This window comes from Alteromonas sp. ABM1_013 (assembly GCF_056160505.1).
In genome coordinates this window covers 50,064-74,204 of record NZ_JBSWXH010000001.1, presented here as the reverse complement: position 1 = coordinate 74,204, position 24,141 = coordinate 50,064, and the positions used below count along the sequence as shown (strand labels likewise).

The 24,141-nt window shown below is 44.9% G+C and carries 16 protein-coding genes; 9 read left to right on the top strand and 7 right to left on the bottom strand.

The window, feature by feature from the left end; translation table 11 throughout:
- Nucleotides 1-143: 143 nt before the first annotated feature.
- Nucleotides 144-872, bottom strand: coding sequence for a TorF family putative porin (locus ACXAGK_RS00305; RefSeq protein ID WP_474853320.1), 729 nt, complete (start codon nt 870-872; stop codon nt 144-146).
- 398 nt (nt 873-1,270) lie between these two features.
- On the opposite strand from ACXAGK_RS00305, the gene rpe reads away from it, so the two are divergent.
- The 8 genes from rpe (at nt 1,271) to ACXAGK_RS00265 (ending at nt 10,319) form a co-directional block, all read left to right on the top strand.
- Nucleotides 1,271-1,948 carry a ribulose-phosphate 3-epimerase gene (rpe, locus tag ACXAGK_RS00300; RefSeq protein WP_474853318.1) on the top strand — a complete coding sequence of 226 codons (678 nt, stop codon included), beginning with the start codon at nt 1,271-1,273 and terminating at the stop codon, nt 1,946-1,948.
- A gap of 37 nt (nt 1,949-1,985) precedes the next feature.
- Entirely contained in the window at nt 1,986-2,993 is a 1,008-nt protein-coding gene (gene trpS / locus ACXAGK_RS00295) for a tryptophan--tRNA ligase (RefSeq protein WP_474853316.1), read from the top strand.
- 92 nt (nt 2,994-3,085) lie between these two features.
- Nucleotides 3,086-3,670 carry an anthranilate synthase component II gene (locus tag ACXAGK_RS00290; RefSeq protein WP_474853314.1) on the top strand — a complete coding sequence of 195 codons (585 nt, stop codon included), beginning with the start codon at nt 3,086-3,088 and terminating at the stop codon, nt 3,668-3,670.
- Between the two features lie 292 nt (nt 3,671-3,962).
- Nucleotides 3,963-5,129, top strand: a complete 1,167-nt coding sequence (locus ACXAGK_RS00285; protein WP_474809339.1) for an HDOD domain-containing protein — start codon at nt 3,963-3,965, stop codon at nt 5,127-5,129.
- Between the two features lie 518 nt (nt 5,130-5,647).
- Nucleotides 5,648-6,856, top strand: coding sequence for an aspartate aminotransferase family protein (locus tag ACXAGK_RS00280; protein WP_179982152.1), 1,209 nt, complete (start codon nt 5,648-5,650; stop codon nt 6,854-6,856).
- A 20-nt stretch (nt 6,857-6,876) separates the two neighbouring features.
- Nucleotides 6,877-7,914, top strand: coding sequence for an arginine N-succinyltransferase (gene astA, locus ACXAGK_RS00275; RefSeq protein ID WP_474809096.1), 1,038 nt, complete (start codon nt 6,877-6,879; stop codon nt 7,912-7,914).
- A 13-nt stretch (nt 7,915-7,927) separates the two neighbouring features.
- A complete protein-coding gene (gene astD, locus ACXAGK_RS00270) occupies nt 7,928-9,397 on the top strand; it encodes a succinylglutamate-semialdehyde dehydrogenase (RefSeq protein WP_474853312.1) in 1,470 nt (489 codons plus the stop codon).
- Between the two features lie 115 nt (nt 9,398-9,512).
- Nucleotides 9,513-10,319: a 2-oxoadipate dioxygenase/decarboxylase family protein gene (locus ACXAGK_RS00265; RefSeq protein ID WP_474853310.1), complete on the top strand. Its 807-nt coding sequence runs from the start codon at nt 9,513-9,515 to the stop codon at nt 10,317-10,319.
- 65 nt (nt 10,320-10,384) lie between these two features.
- On the opposite strand, the gene ACXAGK_RS00260 is transcribed toward ACXAGK_RS00265, so the two are convergent.
- From ACXAGK_RS00260 to parC, 3 genes are all read right to left on the bottom strand, one after another.
- Nucleotides 10,385-12,553 (bottom strand): putative bifunctional diguanylate cyclase/phosphodiesterase, encoded by a 2,169-nt coding sequence (locus ACXAGK_RS00260; protein ID WP_474853308.1) that lies wholly within the window; start codon nt 12,551-12,553, stop codon nt 10,385-10,387.
- Nucleotides 12,554-12,564: 11 nt separating this feature from the next.
- The gene (locus ACXAGK_RS00255) at nt 12,565-13,104 is read right to left on the bottom strand and encodes a heme NO-binding domain-containing protein (RefSeq protein WP_474853306.1); all 540 of its coding nucleotides are present in this window, start codon (nt 13,102-13,104) and stop codon (nt 12,565-12,567) included.
- A 63-nt stretch (nt 13,105-13,167) separates the two neighbouring features.
- Nucleotides 13,168-15,453 (bottom strand): DNA topoisomerase IV subunit A, encoded by a 2,286-nt coding sequence (gene parC / locus ACXAGK_RS00250; protein WP_474853304.1) that lies wholly within the window; start codon nt 15,451-15,453, stop codon nt 13,168-13,170.
- 359 nt (nt 15,454-15,812) lie between these two features.
- Between parC and ACXAGK_RS00245 the strand changes: the two genes are divergently transcribed.
- Complete coding sequence (locus ACXAGK_RS00245; RefSeq protein ID WP_474853302.1) at nt 15,813-18,932, top strand: hybrid sensor histidine kinase/response regulator; 3,120 nt, start codon at nt 15,813-15,815, stop codon at nt 18,930-18,932.
- 29 nt (nt 18,933-18,961) lie between these two features.
- Here ACXAGK_RS00245 and ACXAGK_RS00240 read toward each other — a convergent pair whose 3' ends face one another.
- The 3 genes from ACXAGK_RS00240 to ACXAGK_RS00230 form a co-directional block, all read right to left on the bottom strand.
- Nucleotides 18,962-19,669 carry a DUF2982 domain-containing protein gene (locus tag ACXAGK_RS00240; protein WP_474853300.1) on the bottom strand — a complete coding sequence of 236 codons (708 nt, stop codon included), beginning with the start codon at nt 19,667-19,669 and terminating at the stop codon, nt 18,962-18,964.
- A gap of 164 nt (nt 19,670-19,833) precedes the next feature.
- Nucleotides 19,834-22,980, bottom strand: coding sequence for an efflux RND transporter permease subunit (locus ACXAGK_RS00235; RefSeq protein WP_474853298.1), 3,147 nt, complete (start codon nt 22,978-22,980; stop codon nt 19,834-19,836).
- Entirely contained in the window at nt 22,980-24,119 is a 1,140-nt protein-coding gene (locus ACXAGK_RS00230; RefSeq protein WP_474853296.1) for an efflux RND transporter periplasmic adaptor subunit, read from the bottom strand. Before ACXAGK_RS00230 ends, ACXAGK_RS00235 begins: the two co-directional genes overlap by 1 nt.
- Nucleotides 24,120-24,141: the final 22 nt, after the last annotated feature.

Sequence of the window (24,141 nt, the reverse complement as noted above, 5' to 3'; positions counted from 1 at the left end):
ATCTCATTATAATCAAAAGCAAGTAACGAACAAGTTAAAAATGAGTTGCGTTTTAAATTGAAAAGCCTAATGCAAATACATTAGGCTTTTACTACTCAACGTTTAGGTTAAGAGGCCTATCCTTAGGCCTCTTAGATTAATCTTTAAAGCTCGAAATCTACTGAATAAGCAACAGTAAATTTAACTGCATCGTTATCATATTCGTCGTCACCGCCCATATCATCAAGATCAGTGCCTGTAATTGCAAAGCTAAATCCGTCTTTCGCGATTGAAATACCGTAGTCCATGTAACCTTCTACGCCGTTAAACGCTTCAGCGAAATCACCTTCGTGATAACCAACGTGGAAACCAAGTTCAGTGCCATTTAAAATTTCAGTGGTGTAGCCAACAGTCGTATAAGACGCTTGCGCAAAACCAAAGTCCTGCTCTTCGCCTTCATCAGCTTCAGTGTGAGCTAGCAAGTAAACGGTAAGGCTTAAACCACCCATACCTACCGAGCCGTATAATTCTGCGAAGTCGAAGTTCGCTTCATCATCGTAGTTGTAATAAAGGTAACCAAAATCATACGCAATGCCGTCAGACTCGCCAGCAAAACCAAAATACATATCGTGCTCGTATGAATATTCGTCACCTGCACCGTAATTCACGTTAGACGCCCACGTACCTGCATAGAAGCCGCTTTCGTGTGCGTAGTCGATACCGCCCTGTACAGCAGCTTCGTTAGTTGTCTGTGTTAGACCACGCCAAATGTAGTTGCTGGTTGCACTAGCATTGGCAGTAAACTCGCCTTCAGCATAGCTAGGCATTGCAGTTAGTAGACACGCTGAAGAAATAGCAGCGGCAAGTAGGGTTCTTTTTGTAGATGTTTTCATGTGTGTTCTCCAGTCAAATTCAAACTTGTTGTAATTCGTTTTTTCTGTCTGTGTTTTCTTTTTGGACTGGATAACGCAAAGTTGATGCCCATTTATGGTTCATTAAAAAAGCTTGCCGAAAAAATCATAAACCATTGATATGTAATAACTTAAATAATAAACACTTAATACTCCCGTAATTTACTCAGTGGGAAGACCGCTTAAAAACGCACCAATAAAACGCAGCCTCACCAAAATTGGGCAGCGACACGCTTTACCGTTGTCTGTCTTAAATTTATGTCAAATCATCCTTGATGTGCCCTTTACATAGTAAAAAAGCATGGTTTTGGGTAAACTTTCGCAACCTTATATCGTAAGTGGCAACGCACCTTATTGTTTTTTGACTTGAAGGACACGTAATGAAACCCTTTTTAATTGCCCCATCAATACTCTCTGCCGACTTCGCCAGACTTGGTGAAGACGTAGAAAAAGTATTAGACGCAGGCGCCGATGTGGTGCATTTCGATGTGATGGATAACCACTATGTGCCAAACCTTACGTTTGGGCCAATGATTTGCGAAGCATTGAGAAATTACGGTATAACCGCGCCGATTGATGTTCACCTTATGGTAAAGCCAGTAGATGACCTTATTGAGAAATTCGCTAACGCGGGCGCAAGCTACATAAGCTTTCACCCAGAAGCATCTGAACATATAGACCGCTCTCTTCAGCTCATTATTGATGCAGGCTGCAAACCCGGTTTGGTATTTAATCCGGCTACGCCGCTACACTACCTAGATCATGTTATGGATAAACTACACCATATTCTTATAATGTCGGTGAATCCTGGTTTTGGCGGCCAGAAGTTTATCCCCAGTACCCTAGATAAGGTACGTGCGGTAAAGCAGCGTGTACTAGAAAGCGGCTATGATATTCGAATTGAAATTGACGGTGGCGTAAAAGTCGATAACATTCGCGCAATAGCAGAAGCTGGTGCAGATATGTTTGTGGCTGGTTCAGCCATTTTCTCCCAACCCGATTACAGCGATGTGATTACGCAAATGCGCGATGAACTTTCATCGTTGTCTAAAGCTTAGTTTTTAACAGAATTTAACGTATTACAGGTAAATAGAAATGAGTAATAAACCCGTTGTATTAAGTGGCTGCCAGCCTTCAGGACAACTTACCCTTGGCAACTATATGGGTGCACTTAAACAGTGGGTTTCCATGCAAGACGATCACGACTGCTTATACATGATTGTCGATTTGCATGCGATCACCGTAAGGCAAGATCCAAAGCAGCTTGCCGAAGCCTGTCTAGACGGCCTTTCTCTTTATCTAGCTTGCGGTATTGACCCACAAAAGAGTACGCTATTTTTGCAATCACATGTCCCTGAACATGCGCAGCTGTCTTGGGTATTAAATTGCTATGCTCAAATGGGCGAGCTAAACCGCATGACACAGTTTAAAGATAAGTCTGCGAAAAACGAGAACAACATCAATGTGGGCTTGTACAGCTACCCTGTGCTTCAAGCAGCAGATATCTTGCTTTATCAAGCGGATAAAGTCCCTGTGGGTGAAGATCAAAAGCAACACCTTGAGTTAACACGGGACATTGCTACCCGCGTGAATAACCTATATGGCGACGTATTCCGTTTACCTGCCCCTTATATTCCAGAGTTCGGTGCTCGTATCATGAGCCTGCAAGAACCAGAAAAGAAAATGTCTAAGTCAGACAACAACCCCAATAACTTCATTGGTCTGTTAGAAGATCCTAAGAAGCTGGCTAAGAAGATTAAACGCGCGGTAACCGACTCTGACGAACAAGCTAATATATACTTCAACCCGACCGAGAAACCAGGGGTATCTAACTTACTTACCCTGCTTTCATTAGCAACGGGTAAATCGGTAAAAGAGCTTGAGCCTGAATATACCGACAAAATGTACGGTCACTTAAAAGGCGATGTTGCAGATGCCGTGGTATCTTTACTTGAACCTATCCAAACCCGCTACGCTGAAATTCGTGCGGATAGAGCGTACTTAGACGACGTTATGCGCCAAGGTGCGGAAAAAGCATCAGCCCGCGCAGCAGAGACACTGGCCAAAGTTTACAAAGCAGTGGGTTTTATTCCAAAGCCGTAACTTAAATACTGTACGTAAAAGACATGAAGCGTTAATAAAGCGCTTCATGTCACAACCATTGCTTTATAGATATACCAAGGATTAACACTGCTGTGTTGCTGTTAATTGATAATTTCGATTCGTTCACTCATAACCTTGCTAGGTATTTCACAGAACTTGGTGCTGACGTTGAAGTAGTGCGAAACAACGCCCTCAATCTTGACGATGTATCGCGCTTAGCACCTTCTCAGCTTGTTATCTCGCCAGGCCCTTGCACGCCTAACGAAGCGGGTATCAGTTTATCTGCGATAGAGCATTTTGCCGGTAAAATTCCCATAATGGGCGTTTGCTTAGGTCATCAAGCCATAGGACAAGTTTTTGGTGCAGAAGTGGTAGGCGCCCAGGAAATAAAACACGGTAAAGTTTCAGCATTGTCCCATCACAACACAGGGCTATTTGAAGGGCTACCAAACACCTTTAACGTAACCCGCTACCATTCATTAGTATTAAGCCCTGAATCTTTACCGCCATCACTACGCGTCGATGCTTGGTGTGAGACAGCGGCGGGTACAAAAGAAATTATGGCAGTTTCCCATAATCGCTACCCTATATGGGGTGTTCAGTATCACCCTGAATCATTACTTACCGAACACGGTCACAGCGTGCTTGAAGCTTTTCTTCATCATAAAAAGGTTTAAGTCTACAGGTGTATTGCCGATACCCTACATAGTGTAAAAGGTTGCGCTTGAAGGCCGTTAAAATTCGCAATTCACTGATTTTTCGTTTAACTTTTCATAATCAAGTTTAGCCAAGCGCTAACTGAGCGTTATGTTGAAAACTACATAAGCGATATCAATCATTGCAGGGTGCTAACTGTGCTTTTAAGTGGTAGCTACATTTTCATCATTACCGTAGCTAACGTTATAAAGGCCCCTAATGTACGATAATATCGCCGTTCACCAAAAAGTTATGAGCAGGAGTGCTTTTAATATGACCATGGGGGCAACCACACCGCCGACGATAGATGATCGATTTGAAAATATGATCGTATCACCCGAGCGCGTGCTTGAAATGCTAGGAAAGCGTAAGGTGGGCCAAGTCAGCTTCGAACAGTCAGAACAGGGTGACGCACGTAGGCTTTTACTTCACGTTGAAAAAGTCGCAATTGAAAACAAGCGCCTACAGGAAAAAACAGAAGCCTCTTATTTAGAATCGGTTAGCCACCACCTTCACGAGATTTTGCTTGGTGAACTTACTGAACAACTCAGCTATACCGATGAACTCGTTCAGAAAGTGCTTAACTTGCCTGAAAACATTGGTGAGCTATTAGATGCCTTATCTGTCAAAGCATGCTCAGTGTCAAAGCTCGAGCCTATAGTCGCCACTATGCCGTGGCTTTACGACGAACTTATTGTAGTAGTAAATACGCCCAGATTTAGGCGAAAAGACTCGCGGGGACGTATTATTGTTGTTGAAACCTTACGTACCGCTTTAAGCTTTTTAGGTATCGAAAACTTGCGTACGCTAATCCCCTCGTTGATATTAAAGCGTGCCATGCCTCAAATTACCGATCCATACCCGTTGATAAAACAAAAACTAACGCAGTACTCTACGGGCATTGCGCTGACCGCTAAGCGCCTTGCTACATTAAGCGACCTGAATAAAAATCAAGCCTACGTGTTGGCAATGGTAAGTAACTTAGGCCGTTGCGCCGTGACGCGGCTTTACTTTAAGCTGTTTGATAAAATTCAGCTGCACCTGCTGCAAGAGTGTCAAAAAGATAAAGAACAAAAACGGCACGAGGCTTTGCTAAAAATTGCGCCATCAGCAAACCACCTTATTGCCTTACAGCAAGAATTTGCTGATGCAATAAGCGCAGATATTTTGGAGTGGATGCACTTTACCCGTCTGCCAATTGCACAGCCAATGCGTGCATGTGCTGATAAACAGCCTGCGCAGGCCAAGACCTTGAGCAAAATACTGCACCAAGCACGTGCTTATACGCAAATACGCATGTTGCATCAGTTAAAGCTTGTCGACATTAAAGAAGTTAAACCACTTTTCGCTGAACAAAAATACCCTGCGGGTGCACTTGAGGCACTTAAAAGCACGGATATCTTCACCCTTCCGTTGGTGAAAAATGAAGATAGTTACTAGAGCTTTTAGCTACACCCTACTCATTTAGAACACCAATCACGCAAAATAGTGCACTAAACGTGAAATATTTTATGGATATTCATGCATTGGTTATGCACTTTTTTCGTAGTTGATGTCTGATACTCAAAAATATCGGCCGTACCTCAGTACTTTGCCTGTTTTCAGCACGGGTAAACAGGCAAGTTTGTCACGGCGCATTACTCCCTTTTATTCTGTTAAAGCACCACAAAACCACCACGCGGCGCTTTTCTTAACGTAAAAATTGATTATTACTTAATGATATAGCCCAGTAGTTAATAGTTATTCACTTTTCCTGCAAATTAAGCCACAGTCCTTATAAATAAAGGGCTGCAGCCCTTTGCATAGAAGACAAATGTTAAAAAAAATGGCATACTGTAAATCAAATCCGATTAGTTTTTATGCGCCAAATTAGTGCTTATCGACTCACGCAGCACGTATGAAACGTGCGCATTGATTAGACAAGCAGGCGATTGGCGCCCAATGCAGAGGTAACAAAGATGAACGTAACTCGCGCTACATTTGATGATGTAATGGTTCCTAACTATAACCCAGCAGGTATGGTACCTGTTCGAGGTGAAGGTTCACGCGTATGGGATCAAGATGGAGCTGAGTACATCGACTTTGCAGGTGGTATTGCAGTAAACGTTTTAGGTCACTGCCATCCTGAGCTAGTTAAGGCACTTAATGAACAAGGCAGCAAGCTTTGGCATCTAAGCAACGTATTTACTAACGAACCTGCGCTTCGCCTTGCTAAAAAGCTTAACGATGCAACTTTCTCTGACAAAGTTTACTTTGCCAACTCTGGTGCGGAAGCTAACGAAGCGGCACTTAAGCTTGCTCGTCGTTGGGCACTTGATAAGCACGGTGAAGACAAGAATCAAATCATTGCTTTTAATAAAGGTTTCCATGGTCGTACCTTCTTTACCGTAACGGTAGGTGGTCAAGCGGCTTACTCTGATGGTTTTGGTCCTAAGCCAGGCGCTGTTGATCACTGCGACTACAATGACCTAGCTGCCTTTGAAGCACTAATTTCAGATAAAACTTGTGCAGTAATGATGGAGCCGCTTCAAGGGGAAGGCGGAATCATTCCACCTGATGCAGATTTCGTAAAAGGCGTTCGTGAGCTATGTGACAAGCACAATGCTCTGCTAATTTTCGATGAGGTACAATCGGGCGTGGGTCGTACCGGTCACCTTTACGCATATATGGGTCTTGGCGTAACACCAGATATTTTAACTACCGCTAAGTCACTTGGTGGCGGCTTCCCAATTGGCGCCATGCTAACAACGAATGATATTGCAGCACACCTTAAGCCAGGTACCCACGGTAGTACTTACGGCGGTAACCCACTGGCCTGTGCGGTTGCGGAAAAAGCGTTAGATATCGTAAACCAGCCAGAAGTGCTTGAAGGCGTGCTTAAGAAAGAAGCCCTTTTCCGCGAATTACTTGGCGCTATCAATGACAAGTACAACGTATTTGAAGAAGTACGTGGTCAAGGCATGTTGTTAGGTTGTGCATTGAATGAGAAATACCAAGGCCGTGCACGCGACTTCATGATGGCTGCAACTAAAGAGAACCTTATGTGTCTTGTCGCTGGCATGAACGTTATTCGTTTTGCACCTTCACTGGTTATTCCTGATGAAGACATTAAAGAAGGTCTTGCACGTTTTGAACGCGCCGTTGCTGCCGTTGTAAACGCCGAATAATTACAACACGAGTAGCGAACATGAATATCATTCGCCCTATCACGAAGGCCGACTATAACGCGCTTAAAGAAATCGCCGTTGAATCAGGTATTGGCTTTACGTCTTTACCTGTCAACGACGAATTGCTGCAGCGTAAAATCGATCGTGCAGAAACCGCGTTCAACAAGCCAAACGTAACTGAACCTGGCGATGAGTCATACTTGTTTGTAATGGAAGATACCACTACCGGACAGGTAGTGGGAACAACAGGTATTGAAGCGGCTGTTGGTATAGATGACGCGTTCTATCATTACCACCTTAGCAAAGTCGTGCATGCCTCGCGCGAGCTGAACATTCACAATACGGTAGACATTCTAACGTTTTGTAATGATTACACCGGCGTTACTGAGATATGTACCCTGTTTCTTCGCGAACAAGCCCGTGGCGGCATTAACGGCCGCTTTCTTTCAAAGGTTCGATTCTTGTTCATGATGGAGCACCGTGAACGCTTTTCAGAGACAGTCATAGCTGAAATGCGCGGTGTAAGTGATGAAGAAGGACGCTCACCGTTTTGGGAGTGGTTGGAAACCCACTTCTTCTCGATGGATTTTCCTACTGCCGACTACTTAACTGGCATTGGTAATAAAGTGTTTATTGCTGAGCTTATGCCAAAGTACCCGATATACGTAAATCTGCTTAGCAAAGAAGCGCAAGAAGTCATTGGCGAAGTCCACGACAAAACACGTCCTGCACTTCAGCTTTTAGAAGAAGAAGGCTTTTCTTGCCGCGGCTACGTAGACATTTTCGACGCAGGCCCAACGGTAGAAGCAAACTTGAGCCACATCCGCACGGCTCAGTCGAGTTTAAAATTGCCTGTTTTGATTGACGATAGCGCTGCTGCCCAAGGGCAAACGCACTACATCATTAATACATCAGTATCTGATTTTCGTGCAGTCGCCACCGAGATGACGGTAAGCGAAGAAAAGCAAGTTGCCGTGCTATCTCGCCAAGCCGCTGCTGCATTGAATGTCAAAGAGGGAGAGCACGTACGCTTTGCCCCCGTTACATTCAGAGATTAAAAGGACACCCACTATGCTACATACACATTTTATCAACGGTGAATGGGTTGCCGGACAAGGTCACGACTTAACGTCAGTTGACCCTGCAAAAAACGAAGTAATTTGGGAAGGTAAGTCTGCGACTGCCGCTCAAATTGATGACGCAATTAACGCCGCTCGAACTGCACTTGTAGCGTGGAGCATGAAAACCGTTGAAGAGCGTCTAGAAATCATCAAGGTTTATGGCACTAAGCTAGAAGAAGCGAAAGCGCATCTAGCCAAAGTTATGGCTAAAGAAACGGGCAAACCAGAGTGGGAAACCGCCACTGAAGTAGGCGCCATGATGGGCAAAATTGGTATTTCTGAAAAAGCCTACTTTGAGCGCACGGGTAACGTTGAAAATCCAATGCCTGTTGGTAAAGCCTTTATTCGCCACAAGCCTCACGGCGTTGTTGCTGTGTTCGGCCCATACAACTTCCCTGGTCACCTGCCAAACGGACACATTGTTCCGGCCCTTATTGCAGGAAACACTGTTGTGTTTAAGCCAAGCGATTTGACGCCTATGGTTGCACAAGAAATGGTAAAACTATGGGACGCTGCTGGCCTGCCAGCGGGCGTACTTAACCTAGTACAAGGTGAGGTTGAAACAGGCAAAGCGTTGGCGTCGCATAACGACATCGATGGTCTGTTCTTCACAGGTAGTTCTCGTACTGGAAAAATCCTTCACGAGCAGTTCGCAGGACACCCGGGCAAAATCTTGGCGCTTGAAATGGGTGGTAACAACCCACTTATTGTGAAAGACGTGGCTGATGTTGATGCGGCAGTACACGATATCGTGCAATCTGCTTTCATAACTTCAGGTCAGCGCTGTACGTGTGCACGTCGTCTATTCTTACCAGCCGATGCACAAGGTGACGCAATCCTTGCTCGCTTAATCGAAGTAACCAAAAACATTAAAGTTGGCGATTACGATGCTGAAGACCAGCCGTTTATGGGTGCTATGATCTCAAGCAACGCCGCTGCACTTATGGTGAAAGCGCAGCAAGAACTTGAAGACCTTGGTGGTAACGTGTTAGTTCGCCTTGAACAAAAAGACGAAAGCAAAGGTTTTGCTACCCCAGGCATTATTGACGTTACCGACATGCTTGCTTCGCTGCCAGACGAAGAACACTTTGGTCCACTACTTAAAGTAGTTCGCTACAGCGACTTCGACGCTGCCATTGAGGAAGCGAATAACACTAGCTTTGGTTTGTCAGCAGGTCTTCTAGGTGACAACGAAGAAGACTATCGTTACTTCTTCGCGCGTATACGTGCGGGCATCGTAAACTGGAACAGACCTATTACTGGTGCAAGCAGCGCTGCGCCGTTTGGCGGTGTGGGCGATAGTGGTAACCACAGAGCAAGCGCGTTTTATGCCGCTGACTACTGTGCATACCCAGTAGCTTCCGTAGAGCTAGACAAAGTCACTATGCCGGGCAAATTAAGCCCAGGCTTGTCGATGTAAGCTAAGCTTTTAAAGCGATATAAAGGCCGATGCTGAGTGCGTCGGCCGATTAAGCACTAACCCTATACGAACTATTCACTAAGAAATAGTCGACGACAGAAAGGACCCTATCATTATGCATAGCAACATCGATACGTTGTTTAGCAACATGTGGGACGATTACGTAACTATCACTCCCTCAGCGCATAAAATCCATGCACTTTTGGCAGGTGAAGAAAACACGAACGATATCGTTAACGACCATGTGGCTTTTAGAACGTTCGCTTTAGATAAAACTCGCTTAGACAAGCTTGCCGCACACTTCTTAGCATTGGGTTATGAAGCGAAAGGCGACTATGACTTTGAAGCTAAAAAGCTGACTGCAAAGCACTTTGAGCACCCTGACGATACTAAACCAAAAGTATTTATCAGCGAGCTACGTGTAAATGAATTGTCTGAGGCAGCTCAAACAATTATTAAAAAGCTTGTTGATCAAATGCCTGAATCTGTAGTGGATGCAGATAACTTCTTGTACTCGGGTAAACATTGGGACGTGACTAAAGTAGAGTACGACACACTGCTTAACGAGTCAGAATACGCGGCGTGGATGGCAGCATGGGGCTTTCGTGCTAACCACTTTACGGTAAGTGTTAATCACTTAACCCGTACTGACGAGCTTACCGACGTAAATACATTGCTTAAAGAAGCAGGCTTTGTGCTAAACACCTCAGGCGGCGAGATCAAAGGCGGTCCAGACGTATTTTTAGCCCAATCGTCGACTATGGCTGACCGTGCTGACGTAGCATTTAGCGATGAGACTGTGGCTATTCCAAGCTGTTTTTATGAATTCGCACAGCGCTATGAAATGCCTGACGGTAAACTTTATAAAGGCTTTGTTGCTGCATCAGCAGATAAAATCTTTGAAAGTACAAATGCTAAGTAACGCGCTTGCTTAGTCACTAAAAAAAGCCCGTTAGGGCTTTTTTTGTTTGCGCTTTACAGAAGACATTAACGATTAGGCTCAGTGGTATGCCTAGCAAGAAACTGGTCGTAAGGCATAGGTTTATCAAAGTAAAAACCCTGCATTAACTTGATATCTGCTTGCTCCATAAAAGGTAGATAAGACTCTAATTCTACCCCTTCAGCCACCACATCTATTTGCAAACTCTTTAGCATGGCTATCAGACCATTAAAAAGCGCGTTTGCTTTGCTATCTTGGTGAATACCTTGAATTAAGCTTTTATCCACCTTGACCACCTCAAACTGAAAACTCCTCAGGTAGCTAAGTGATGAGAAGCCACTGCCAAAATCATCTAAAGACAATCTAAACCCACTCTCTCTAAGTGCATTTAATGCTCTTAGCGCTGATTTTTCGTCCCGAATAAACACCGACTCAGTGAGCTCTAATTCTATAAATTCTGGGGATATATTGTTATCCAGGCAAATAGAGGCTGCTTGGTCGGGAAATTCCGGGTCGAGCATTTGGTTAGCACTAATATTTACCGACAGCGGAATAGCTTCGCCTTGTTGCGACTCCATTATCGAAATATAGTCACAGGCAGCCTCTAGCGCTTGTAAACCAATGGCGCTATCTAGCTTGTGCTCTTCTGCTATGGGGATAAACACTGCTGGCGATACGACACCGTGCAGTCCAGAGATCCAGCGGCACAACACTTCACCACCTTTTAAAACGCCATTTAAGTCATATTTACCCTGAATATAAAAATCAAGAAGGTGGTTTTCTACGGCCTTGCGTAAATCATTCACCATACTGACCTGCTGCGTCATGCTTTCATAAAGCCCGGGTTCATACACAAAGGTTTGCCCTTTCCCAAGCTCTTTGGCGCGATACATTGCTGCATCGGCACACTGCACTAAGCCTTCAATGTTGTTACTGTGATCTGGAAATTCTGCAATGCCAATACTGGCCGACAGCCTTAGCTCCGTCCCTTTTACAGCGATGGCGTCTTCTTCAATTTGGCTGATAAGTTCCTGTGAGCGCTCGGCAATTTCTTCAATATTTTGGTCAGGTACTACGGCAATAAACTCATCGCCTCCCCACCTGCCAACTTCACCAATGGGGCCGAACATACCGGTAAGTAATGCTCCCATGCGCTGCAACTCGGCATCGCCTCTTTCATGCCCCGCGTTATCATTTATGGCTTTAAACCCATCTAGGTCGATAAACACGAGAGAAAAAGGCTGCACTTTTTTCACTAACACTGAAATAGACTCACGTAGCGAGTTACGATTAGAAAGACCGGTCAATTCATCGTGCAAGGCGAGTTGACGTAGCTTGGCCTCGTTGCGCTTTCTATCGCTAATGTCGCGCATTGTTGCGATTAAATAAGTCGAGGTTTGTTGATAGGTTTCGAACAAAGCCACAGAAATATCTACCACTTTCATTTCGCCGCTTTGGTTTTTTATTTTTGACTCAAATCGAACTTGCTTATCGATGGCCAATTGCGCTTTATCAACTTTCTCAGCGATAAATATTTGATTGAAATTCACCCCTACACATTGCTCTTTTACTGACATACCAAGTAAATGGATAAAGGCATCATTACACTCTGTAATAATAAGGTCGGGAGAGAGGACTAACATCGGCTCTCTTGAACTAGCGAACGCAGAGGCCATTAAATGGAAAGATTGTTCGGCTTTGCGCTGCTGGGTGATATCTTTGGTCGTTCCCACAATGTGCAGTGCTTCGCCCGCGCTACCCCGCTCTAGTACACGGCCGCGTAACCTTACCCATTGGTAGCTATTTTCTAGCATTAAACGAAAGGAAAATTCAACGCGATCGCGATTGCCGTGAAGTGCCATGGTCCAGTGAAACTGAAGCCCTTCCAAATCGTCCTCATGGACCCGTTCAAGAAGCTGAATTAAGGTGCCCGACCACGTAGATACACTTTGTGAGTGAAGAGAGAAAGAGCGAATCTCCATTATGTCGCTTTGCGCCTCCCAACTCCAAAATGACTCTTGCGAAGCCCAAAGGGCAAGTTCTAGGTCCTTTTGCGCACGCTGGCTCTTTTGCAAAGTAGCATATAAGCTTTGGGTCTTTTCTCTGAGCAAACTTTCGGCTTGCTCTCTGGCATTTCGCTCTCGCTTTAAACGACGCTCAATTAAAGCTAAAGCGTCGTTATTAACGGATTTGCCAATGGATGTATCGTTTGACATTACATCCCCCGTTAAACAACAAGAGATATGCTAAATTCGTATGTGTGAGGCGTTTCTAGTTGATGGGTTTCCCTTTCAAGTTTGCAGTTGTAATAGGCTGCTGCTGCGTCCATCAAGCCCTCAGCTAGGGGATATAACTCTCTTTCAGAGTAATATTGTAGGCGCATGGAGGTGTCTGTGCGTGACAGCACCTTAAAACGCGGGAGGTCTGCGTCAGGATAAAGCTTTTTAACCTGGACATGGATATCGCCGTCCAAGTGCTCCAACATGTCTAGCATGTTATTGGTATTGGCTAATACGTCACCGTGTACGGCCCCTAACTTACCGAATAAATAAAAACCAAAATCGTATAAGAGTTCGTTAGCAGATTTACCCGTTCTCTCTACCAGCACACCTACCAGGCGTTGCATCTGTTCAAACGGGTAATAACCCACTGCGGTATAAGCTCCGTCGTTCTCTAACCCAGCTTCCATGATGACATCATCAGCGAACTCAGGAGAAACCTTCTCCTCGAGCATGTCGATTAACGATGTAAAAACTATGCCTAACATGTAAATTCCTCATTCATTCCTTTAATGAGTGTAGTTCACCTAAGCATAAGAACAACTTAAACTTTATGACAAATCTTCAGGTGCTTCGTCTTTATTTGATAGCACTACTTCTACGCTATCCACCCGCTGTAAACCGCGAGGCAATTTATTCCCCCTACGGCCCCTTTCCCCTTGATAATGGGTAAGGTCTTCAGCACTTAACGTCATATTGCGCTTCCCTGCTCCAACCTTAATGGCCGCGCCATCAGGCACAACGGTCAGCACTTTGACATACTCTTCACGAGACTGTGATTTTGCTGAAGGAATATTGATCAGCTTATTTCCTTTTCCTTTGCCTAAACTTGGCAAATCGCGAAGCGGGAACATAAGCATACGCCCTTCGTTAGAAATACTTAAACACCAATCAGAGTCAGGGTTAGTCACTGGCATTGGTTTCATTACTTTCGCTGCTGTAGGCAATGACAAGTAGGCTTTACCCGCTTTATTCTTGCTAACCATATCTTTGAATGTGCCGACGAAGCCATAGCCCGCATCAGACCCCACCAAGAACTTACTCTCGTCTTGCGCCATAATCACGTGCTGGAAGGATTCCCCACCAACAATACTAAAGCGCCCGGTTAAAGGCTCGCCTTGACTTCGTGCAGAGGGAAGTCCGTGAGCGTCGCACGAGAATGTTCGCCCTGAGCTATCCATAAATACGGCAGGCTGATTACTTTTGCCTTCGGCGCTAGATAAATAAGCATCACCCGCTTTATAGCTTAGCCCTTCAGCATCAATATCGTGACCTTTTGCACAACGTGCCCAGCCTTTTTCTGAAAGTACAACTGTAACTGATTCCGCAGGCACTAACTCTTTTTCAGACAGCGCTTTAGCCTCGCTACGCTCGACAATAGGTGAACGCCTGTCGTCACCGTATTTCTCAGCGTCAGCAAGGATTTCTTTTTTAATGAGGGTCTTAAGGCGACGGTCTGAGCCAAGCAGTTGCTGTAGCTTGTCACGCTCGGCAGCTAGCTCGTCCTGCTCGCCCTTAATTTTCATTTCTTCTAATTTAGCTAGATGGCGAAGTTTCAGCTCTAAAATGGCTTCGGCCTGTTTATCACTTAAACCAAAACGCGACATCAGCTCAGGCTTGGGTTTGTCATAAGTACGAATAATTTCGATAACTTCATCGATATTTAAAAACGCAATTAACAAACCTTCTAAAATATGTAGACGCGCCAATACTTTATCTAAGCGATACTGCAAACGTCGTGTCACTGTATCTTTTCGATACTGCAACCACTCAGATAAAATAGTACGCAAGTCTTTAACCTGAGGGCGACCGTCTAGGCCTATCATGTTCAGGTTAACGCGGTAATTTTTCTCAAGGTCGGTAGTTGCAAACAAATGCTGCATTAATTGGGTAACGTCAATGCGATTTGAACGAGGAGTAATAACTAAGCGAGTTGGATTTTCGTGATCCGACTCATCCCGAAGGTCACTTACCATTGGCAGCTTTTTCGCCTGCATTTGCGAAGCTATTTGCTCTAGGATCTTGGCGCCAGACGCCTGATGAGGTAGAGCAGTAATGACCACATCCCCATTCTCTTCGCCGTAGACAGCACGCATTTTTATTGAGCCACGCCCAGTCTCGTAAAGCTTTTTAATATCGGCTTTTGGCGTAATAATTTCGGCTTCAGTGGGGTAGTCTGGCCCATTAACATGTTCTAGGACGTCGCTAAGCTCAGCTTTACTGTTGTCCAGCAGCATAGCGCATGCGTTAGCCAACTCTCTTACATTGTGCGGTGGAATATCAGTGGCCATACCTACTGCAATACCTGTCACACCGTTAAGCAGAATATGCGGTAAACGGGCAGGTAATACACTTGGTTCTTCTAACGTACCGTCGAAGTTGGGCACCCAGTCTACCGTGCCTTGGCCAAGCTCGTTTAACAGCACTTCCGAGAATCGAGAAAGTTTAGCTTCGGTATAACGCATGGCCGCAAACGATTTAGGATCATCCGGTGCGCCCCAGTTCCCCTGACCGTCAACCAAGGGATAGCGATATGAGAAAGGCTGCGCCATAAGCACCATGGCTTCGTAGCAGGCAGAGTCACCATGTGGATGAAATTTACCAAGTACGTCACCTACGGTTCTGGCAGACTTTTTATATTTTGCATTCGCGCTTAAGCCTAAATCGGACATCGCATAAATAATACGTCGCTGTACCGGCTTTAAACCATCGGAAATATGCGGAAGAGCACGGTCCATGATGACGTACATGGAATAGTTTAGATAAGCGTCTTCGGTGAAACGTCGAAGAGGAAGTTGCTCTACCCCATCGCGATTAATGATGATCTCGTCACTCATGATAGTTTTTTCGTTTTGTTATTAATACCAATGCGCTCGTAATAGAAAGGCCGCCATTCTCGTTGTGTTGTAGCGCACTACTTACTGAATGCACGCGAGCGTTTAGGCTATTGTGGGGTAAACCGCATTTGTGTGCAATCTTTGAAAACAATTGTCATCACTTTTCAAATAGCCAATGCCTCACCGTCTTTGCTATTTAGCAAAGAGCCTTGCAATGTAAACGCTATCAATGTGTTAATGGTTTGCTTTGTTATTCTGCAAATAGAGTGTTTAAATAGAAAAAGTTGAAGTTTCCGTTCAATATTCGCCCTAAAAATAATAAAACCCTTATCTAAACGGTAGTTAAAGTACAGAATAATATGGCAATCTTTCGCGCACTTTCTTTCCTATTTATTTTGCTAGCTAGCTTCTGGCCTTCTTGTTCCCAAGCTCAACATATCGAGCAGCTTTTTGACGAACAAAGTACGTTAGATTTATCAGACTCGCTGTACTTTCTATTCGAAACCGATTACCAGCTTACCATTGGGGATGTATCAAGAAGACGAAACGACTTTCTTATGCATCCTCACGGAAACCCTAACTTTGGCTTTCGCAATAATGGTATGTGGTTGCTAACATCCGTTGCCAATGTTTCAAACGACAAGAACTGGGTATTTTCAATAAACTTTAGTCAGCTCGATAACGTTGATTTCTATTTAGTACAAAATGGAAAGGTGATTAGTCAAAGTCATCAAGGTAAGGCGCAAAAAGAGCAGCGTTTTCGGGTTCCTACCTTTCGGGTTGAACTTGCTAACAGCGACCCCGTTGACCTTTACATACGCATTGAGAGTCATTCATCAAGTCTCATCGCTCCACTTCGCATACAAGCTGAGCCTTTACACAGCAGTTATTTCCAAATGGACAGTTTGCTCTGGGGCTTTTTTTACGGTGGCTTACTCATACTTGCCATTTATAATTTGGCCTTATTTTTCGGCGTAAAAGAGAAAAGCCTGATTGCTTACGTTGGATACATATTAGCGGTGATCTTATGGCAGTTCGTGTGGGGCGGTCATACACACCTCTTATTTACTCAAGGAATTCCCTCTTGGCTAGTCGGTCATTCGGAATTGATATTCGTCATTATCGGTATCAGTTCAGGCTTGTTCACCATGACCTTTTTAGAAACCGAAAAGCACTCGCCCACTGCGCATCCTATTATAAACTTATTATTAGTGTGCCAAGCACTCACTGGACTCGTGTGCTTTGTCGATCTTCTTCCCTCTATCTGGAAGAACAACCTGGTATATGGCGTAGGGCTGGTAGCGATTTTGAGCTACATCTACGCAGGGGTGGAGGCCTTCCTCAATAATTTCAGACCTGCACGCTACTTTATTTTTGCATGGGGTATGCTTGCTACCGGTGCCATTATTGGCATGTTAAGCCTTATCGGTGTGCTGCCCTCTAACGACTTTACTACCTACTGCTTCCAAGTTGGCGTTTTCCTAGAAGCTGGACTTTTTTCTTTTGCACTCATGGAGAAAAGTCGAAGCCAGCTTGAAAGCGAAGTAGAACAAGCAACTGATGATTTACGCAATAATGTTGAGCTTATTGAAGAGCAGAATGCACGCTTAGACATTGCGCGAAAAGACGCCATCAAGGCCAGTAACGTAAAATCTCAATTCCTTGCAAACATGAGTCATGAGATACGCACGCCGCTAAATGCAATATTGGGGTTTAGCAAAGAACTTAATAACGCATTGCTACCTACGGACCAACAAGAGCAGGTTCGGATCGTTAATACTGCAGCTGAAAACTTGCTCACGATTGTTAACGACGTACTCGACTTTTCAAAAATTGAAGCGGGCAAACTTCAAATAAACAACCAACCTTTTTCGCCTAATAAACTGCTCGAAGAGATGGTCACTATTATGGCCAAATCTTCGCACAGCAAGCGCATTGAGTTCGTTTTCGACTTAAATCCGCTGCCTGAAAAACTTATTGGCGATGTATTTCGCATCAAGCAAGTGCTAAACAACTTACTCAGTAACGCGCTTAAGTTTACCTCTAGTGGAGCCATTACATTCTCAGCAAGCGGGCGCTCGCTTCCTCATGGTATCCACGAATTAAATATTGTTGTTGAAGACACGGGAATTGGTATTAGTCGTCAAGACAGGAAAAAGCTCTTCAGCGCGTTTTCACAGGTAGACGATGCACTAAATCGAAATTACCAAGGTACAGGATTAGGCCTTGTTATTAGCAGGGAACTCGTTCGCCTGATGAACGGAGACCTTTCGCTTAAGAGTGTGCTGGGCCAGGGCTCTACGTTTAGCGTTTCTCTTCGTATGAATCAGCTTAGCCAAAAGTATTCATTGACGAGCAGCGAAGATTGGAAAGAGAAAAGCGTTGTTATTTTCGACCCCATTCCTGCAACACGCCGCTCAAGCGCTAATATGTTGTCGATTTTAGGTGCCAAGGTTACCTCAGTGGAATCGTTAGATTATTTAGCTACGCTAAACGGTCAATATGACTTCTTCATGGCAACGGTACCGGTAAGCAAAATGGCATTGCGTGATACTTACCTAAGTCGATTTGTACAGTTTCCAGCCACAAAACGAATTCTCTGGTACTCTGGCCCCGAGCCGTACGCTCAATATCCAAGCCTATCGCAGCACTTCCATTCTCAGATACGTATGCCAATAACGTTGACTAAGTTAGATAGCTTGGTAAACCAGCACGCTACGCCTGCGAAAAATGCCATGCAAGAGAAGATCAGCAGTTTGCCTAACGTGAAAATATTGGCTGTTGATGACATGGAAATGAACCTGAAACTTCTGCATACATGGCTTGACCATTCACCTGTAGAACTCATTACAACTATTAGCGGGCAAGATGCGGTAAATCAGTGTCAGACACAAGAGTTCGACCTGATTTTAATGGACGTTCAGATGCCTGGGATGGATGGTGTACAAGCAACTAGGGAAATTCGTAAATCTCCTGTAAATATGGGTACGCCTATTATCGCTGTCACCGCTCACGCATTTAAGGAAGAACAGGAGCGATTACTCGCATCAGGTATGGATGATTATCTTCCTAAGCCTATCGAAGTAGAATTACTTATTAATCTAATTAAATCCTGGTGCCACAGCATTGAACCAGGGGAAATAGAGCTTCCCTCAGTTGACTGGCAGCTTGCGCTAAAACGTGCCAATCAAAACCAAGACACCGCGAAAGAAATGTTAGACGGCTTTATAGAGCTGCTCCCAGAAACCATTGTATTACTTTCAACGCTGTGGGAAGAAAAAGATTATAAAGAGCTAAAGACCGAGGTACACAAGCTTCATGGTGCATGTTGTTATACTGGCTTGCCGCGCATGCAGCATTTGGCGAATGATACTGAAAGCGCGCTCAAGTTAGGCCAGCATAAACTTGTTGATGAGCATTTACCTGCACTTATCGCTGAAGCAGAGAAAGTGTTACGGGAGAGTAAGCCTAGCGTATAACAAATTATTTGCCACGCATATAGCACTGGTTATTGCGTGGCGTTTTCCTTTTGGAAAAACTTCCGTGATTGCTGACAGTCAGCGATTAACCTAGCAAATTCGCTGGCGTCTCTATCTAACTCTGAGCTGGCTATAAAAATATCAAAACCGAGACGTTTTCGAAGCTCTACCATACGATGAGCTAACATGGCTTTTATTCCTTTAATGATAGTACCGTCTTCCATAACGTATTGCTTATCGTCAAACATTGATTGTTCGTAACAACTTCCCGACGCGCAGTTTTCGTCGGTATTTTGCATTAGCAGAGGTCGCTGCTCCATCAGTAAGTGTGTAGCAAGCCTAGGTGATATTGTATTTAAAAAATCAGTATAGCTTTTTATTTTGAAGCCGACTGTTTCTAAGGGAACGTGATCTAATCCATGGCGCACACGTGGGCAATCTGCACGCTGGAGGTTGTCCCAGTGAATTCGCCAACTGCCGAGGCGGTGGCGATAGGTGATGTAATCTCTGGCTATTTCTAAGCTGAAGTCTGGCTCGCGTACCTTAAAATAACCCACTAGCAAACACACTAGTGCCGCACTTGTCAGAAAAATACCGGCTAAAAACAACCAATCTGGCAAAAAGGCCAGCCACAAGGCTGCGACGAAAAGTCCTACACTGCCCAATACCAGGCTAGTGATGCCGTTACTTTTTGACGCAGCTCGGATATAAATAGGTTCAACACTAGTGCCAGACATACAAGTACACCACCAACATAATTATGGCCCAAACGATATAGAGTCTGACCCGTTTACATTTCACGCAGTCAGTCTGCCACCAGCGCAATATTGGATGTGGTTTTCGCATACGCTGATACACCCTTATAATACGCTCATTAGAAAGGGATAGTTTAACCGCAAAATTAAACTAATGTGTGGTTTCTATAACGATATCGTTGAAATGCCGCCACTATGGTTGGTGTAAATACTAACGACAAGATAACCGAAAAACCAACTCCACCTGCGAGCACAACAGCCAATGGCGGCCAGAAGCTCCCCTCGCTAAATAACAACAGTGGAATTAAACCGCCTACCGTTGTAAAGGTTGTCGAGAGTATGTGCCGGCTACAGCTCATGGTTTCTTCAACAATGGCCTTGGTATCGCCTTGCTTTGCTTTGGGATTAGCATTGATTGCAGCAATGACCACTATCGAACCGTTAATTGCAACACCAATAAGCCCTGCACAGCCAAGTAAAGGGTTGAATCCTACTGGCAAGCCTGAAATCCACAAACTAAACATTCCTAGTCCCACTGAAAGTATCGCGACAAGTGCGATAACACCGGCCATACGCAGACTTGTGAACGTCAATATGAGCGTGGTTATCATTAAAACCAATAAAACAGGCGCATAAGTGGCAAGCTTGCCTAGCGCTTGCTGCTGTTCATCTGCATCGCCCGCCAAGTGAATTCTATAGCCCTCGGGCAGTTCAAGTTGGCTTTCAAGCAAGTCTCTTAACTGATTACTGGCATCAATTGCCGGCACGCCTGGCAGTAAAAACGCCTGAATGCGGTTAAGCCTTTCTCCGTCAACACGGGTAATGCTGCTAGTTGCAGGCTGTAGCGTTAAATTAGTAACCGCCGCCAGTGGTGACCACGAGATTGCATTGTCACCGGCTACAGGTATGGGCATAGCATCCACACCCGTTACGTTTTGTCTGTAGGCCTCATCCAGCCTTACCCTAACCGGAATTTCTTCTGTGCTCTCCAGTATCGAGCCACCGGTGATCCCCGAGAAATTAACCTGCATTTGATTAGCAAGCTCAGAAAGGGTTAAGCCAAGGTAAGATAAGTTATCGCTATCGGCATTGATTTTAAGTTCGGGCTCGCCCATAGAGATACTGGTGATGGACTGAGATATGCCGTCAACTTGTGACATCAACATACGAACTTTATCGCCTAGGTCATTCAGTATATTAAGATCTGGGCCAAATATTTCGACTTCTACCGGCGCGGCAATTGGCGGACCTTGCCCAAATGCTCGTACTACAATTTGTACCTCAGGATATTCGCTATCGAGAGAATGTTGTAACTCACCCACCAGCGCTACCGCTTCATCTACCGTGTGGGTAGAAACCACGGCATTAGCAAAATAAGGCATGTTATCGCGAGTCATCATTTGATTGTAATACACCGAAGGGGCAGAGCCGCCCACCAACCAGCTAACCTGCTTTACACCTTGCTCGGAGCGAATAGCGGCATCAATTTCTTTAACGTAGTGGGTAGTGTTGTCAATGCTGCTTCCTTCTTTCGTCCACAGATAAACTTCAAACTGGTCTCTATCTGCGCTTGGGAAGAACACATTGGCCAATGTCGAAGACAGCACAAAGCCAGACAGGCAAAGTATGGCAACAACCGGTAGCACGAGAATGGGCTGTTTTATCCAACGACCTAACTGCCGTTTAAAAGCTAGGCTTAACTGCGGCGCTTGAAGACCCACTTTCCACCACGATTTGGATACGGCTTTACCTTGGGATGCATTGTCGTGCTTTGGTAAAAATCGTGCGGCTAGCGCGGCAATAATAGTCAGTGAAATAAACAGGGAGCCAATGAGCGCCATGACCACGCTTATCGCTATTGGCCCTACGAAATCACCTATATTTCCATCAAGAAGAAAGATAGGCATAAAGCCGAGAATAGTCGTAAGTGTTGAAGCTAAAAGTGGCGCAAATAAGTGAGACACACTTTTTGCCATAGCTCCTACCCGCGTTAGGTTAGGGTCTTGTAAGTTAATGCGTATTTCATCAGTAATTACGATAGCATTATCAATAAGCAGGCCGATGGCGATGATCATGCCGAAGATTGACATTTGGTGTATTTGCTCGTTGTAAAAGCTCAATGAAAACAACGCAAAAGCGGCGCACAATGGCAGTGCTAACCCCACAATCCATGCTGCGCGAAACCCCATGAAAAGTAGAATAACCATCATGACAACCGCACACCCCATCAATAAATTCATCGATAGGTCGGCAAGGCGCGTGGCAGTATATTCATTTTGCTCAAATGCCACCGTAGCGGTTAAGGTTCCGCTGAAATCTTTATTAAACTGCTCTACCACCGCTAATGCATTTTTTGTCCACACGTCAGAACGCAATGATGGCTGCATGCGGGCGGCTACAAAGATAGACTCTTCACCATTTAAAAAGGCTATTTCACCTCGTGGGGTGGTGTAACTGCGTTCTACCGACGCAACATCTTCAACTCTCAAATAGCGCCCCTGTTCATTAACAAGAGGAATTGACGCTATCATGTTTACACCATTTAAGCCCTCTCCCACCGTAAAGCGCAGGTTACTTTGTTCGGTATTCAACATACCTGCAGGCAACTTGGGGTCGGCACGACTGATTGTATTGCTTACCTGCTGCAATGTAAGGCCTGTAGCAGCAAGCTTAATAGGGTCTATGTTGACACTAATTTCTTCCTGCGGTGCGCCGTATACACGCACTAACTCAGTACCGTTAACATTGCGAAGTCGGTCGGTAAGTTCCTGAGCCAAACGAGCGGTAAGTGTAATAGGTGTATTATCAAAATGGTCGGCACGTACAGAAAGCAATAAGGTGAAAGCAGTCGCGCCGCGTTTTTCATCGAATATTGGCGCCATTGCGCCTTCTGGAAATGACTCAGCGGCAGCATCTATTGCATCGCGGATCTCGCTAAATAGCTGCTCGTTACTGGTGTTGTCTATCCAGTCCTGTGTTTCAATTAATATGATAGAAATCCCAGCACGAGAGGTAGATTTCACTTCCTTAATCTCAAATATTTCCCTTAACCTGTCTTCCAGTACGTCGCTGACTAAGGCTTCAACTCGCTCGGCTGATGCGCCAGGATACTGGGTAATAATTAGCGCATTTCTTGTATCAATTCGAGGGTCTTCTATTCGCGGTAATGAGCCCAAAGCCGATAACCCTGCGGTAATCAAAATCAATAGACTTAAAACCAGCAAATGGCCCCGTCGGTAAAAGAGCGTGTACCAGGGGTAGGATTTATCAGTATCGAAGTTAAATGACTTCATTAACGCGCCCCAGCATGTTGTTGGCTAGGTATAGCTACCATTTGCCCCGGCGCTAATTTATGGGTGCCCTCATTAACATAGACATCGCCATTTTTGAGCGCGCCGCGAACGAACGCTTTATTTCCATCTGTGTACACCACCTCGACAACGCGCGCTTCTATGGTGGCGTTTGACTCACTGGATAAAACAAAAACCCTCCATAAGCCTCTTAGGCCATTACTTAGCGCGTTTACAGGAAGCCAAGCGCCTGTTTCAGAATGGGAGCGGAAGGCAGACAGAATTGCCATATCGCCAGGGCGAACCTGTTCGTTACTATTAAGTGTGACTAGGATATCTATGGTTCGAGTCTGCACGTTTCGTACTGGAAGTCGCTGAGATACCGTTCCCGCAACATCGATATCACCAACACGCACAAGTACGGGTTCATTAACATCAAACTGCTCTACGACATCAGCAGGTACCGCAAAACGCGCTTGGTAGTTGTCGATACTCGTAATGCCAAATACAGGGCTTCCTGCACTCACCACACTGCCTTCATCAAAAAATCGGCGATTAACAACACCATCAAAAGGCGAAACGAGCGTAGTTTTTGCGATCTCTACATTGAGAGATTCGAGCGCAGCTTGCATTTCGCTAACCTGCGCTTTCGCTACATTTAAGTTCGCTTTTGCTTCATCCAGTCGTTGTGCTGACTCTAGCTTTCTCTCCACCAATGACGTGGTTCTATCACTATTAACTTTAGCAAGTGCAAGGTCAGCATTTGCTCGCTCAAGCGCTGCTTGTAGCTCTCGCTTCCTTGCATTTAGACGCTGCAAATCTTGGTGAGCAAGAATATCGCCTTTGCTGACTACATCCCCTTCTTCAACAAGCATTCGGGTAACTTGACCAGCGACATCAAAAGATAAAGATGTGGCCTTAGGTGATTCAACTAAACCAAACACATTAATAGGCGTTTCAAAGCCTGATTGAATGGTGACCGTACCTGTTGAGACCGCAACGGGTAGTCTTGCCTCCGGCGTTTGCGTTGCATTCCCCAAACCAGCAGTCATCAGTAATACCACCAGTGCAGCTGTAAAAACGGCAATCGAAATAAGTAACGTGAATTTGCCATTTTTAGATGGGGTATTTGCAGCAGTCATAACAGTTCCTTTAACCAATTAG

Coding starts and splice junctions, on each gene's coding strand:
- ACXAGK_RS00280 (WP_179982152.1), top strand. CDS start 5,648: ATGAACGTAACTCGCGCTACATTTGATGATGTAATGGTTCCTAACTAT.
- ACXAGK_RS00265 (WP_474853310.1), top strand. CDS start 9,513: ATGCATAGCAACATCGATACGTTGTTTAGCAACATGTGGGACGATTAC.
- ACXAGK_RS00255 (WP_474853306.1), bottom strand. CDS start 13,104: ATGTTAGGCATAGTTTTTACATCGTTAATCGACATGCTCGAGGAGAAG.
- ACXAGK_RS00235 (WP_474853298.1), bottom strand. CDS start 22,980: ATGAAGTCATTTAACTTCGATACTGATAAATCCTACCCCTGGTACACG.
- ACXAGK_RS00230 (WP_474853296.1), bottom strand. CDS start 24,119: ATGACTGCTGCAAATACCCCATCTAAAAATGGCAAATTCACGTTACTT.
- rpe (WP_474853318.1), top strand. CDS start 1,271: ATGAAACCCTTTTTAATTGCCCCATCAATACTCTCTGCCGACTTCGCC.
- trpS (WP_474853316.1), top strand. CDS start 1,986: ATGAGTAATAAACCCGTTGTATTAAGTGGCTGCCAGCCTTCAGGACAA.
- ACXAGK_RS00260 (WP_474853308.1), bottom strand. CDS start 12,553: ATGTCAAACGATACATCCATTGGCAAATCCGTTAATAACGACGCTTTA.
- astA (WP_474809096.1), top strand. CDS start 6,877: ATGAATATCATTCGCCCTATCACGAAGGCCGACTATAACGCGCTTAAA.
- astD (WP_474853312.1), top strand. CDS start 7,928: ATGCTACATACACATTTTATCAACGGTGAATGGGTTGCCGGACAAGGT.
- ACXAGK_RS00240 (WP_474853300.1), bottom strand. CDS start 19,669: ATGTCTGGCACTAGTGTTGAACCTATTTATATCCGAGCTGCGTCAAAA.
- parC (WP_474853304.1), bottom strand. CDS start 15,453: ATGAGTGACGAGATCATCATTAATCGCGATGGGGTAGAGCAACTTCCT.
- ACXAGK_RS00285 (WP_474809339.1), top strand. CDS start 3,963: ATGACCATGGGGGCAACCACACCGCCGACGATAGATGATCGATTTGAA.
- ACXAGK_RS00245 (WP_474853302.1), top strand. CDS start 15,813: ATGGCAATCTTTCGCGCACTTTCTTTCCTATTTATTTTGCTAGCTAGC.
- ACXAGK_RS00305 (WP_474853320.1), bottom strand. CDS start 872: ATGAAAACATCTACAAAAAGAACCCTACTTGCCGCTGCTATTTCTTCA.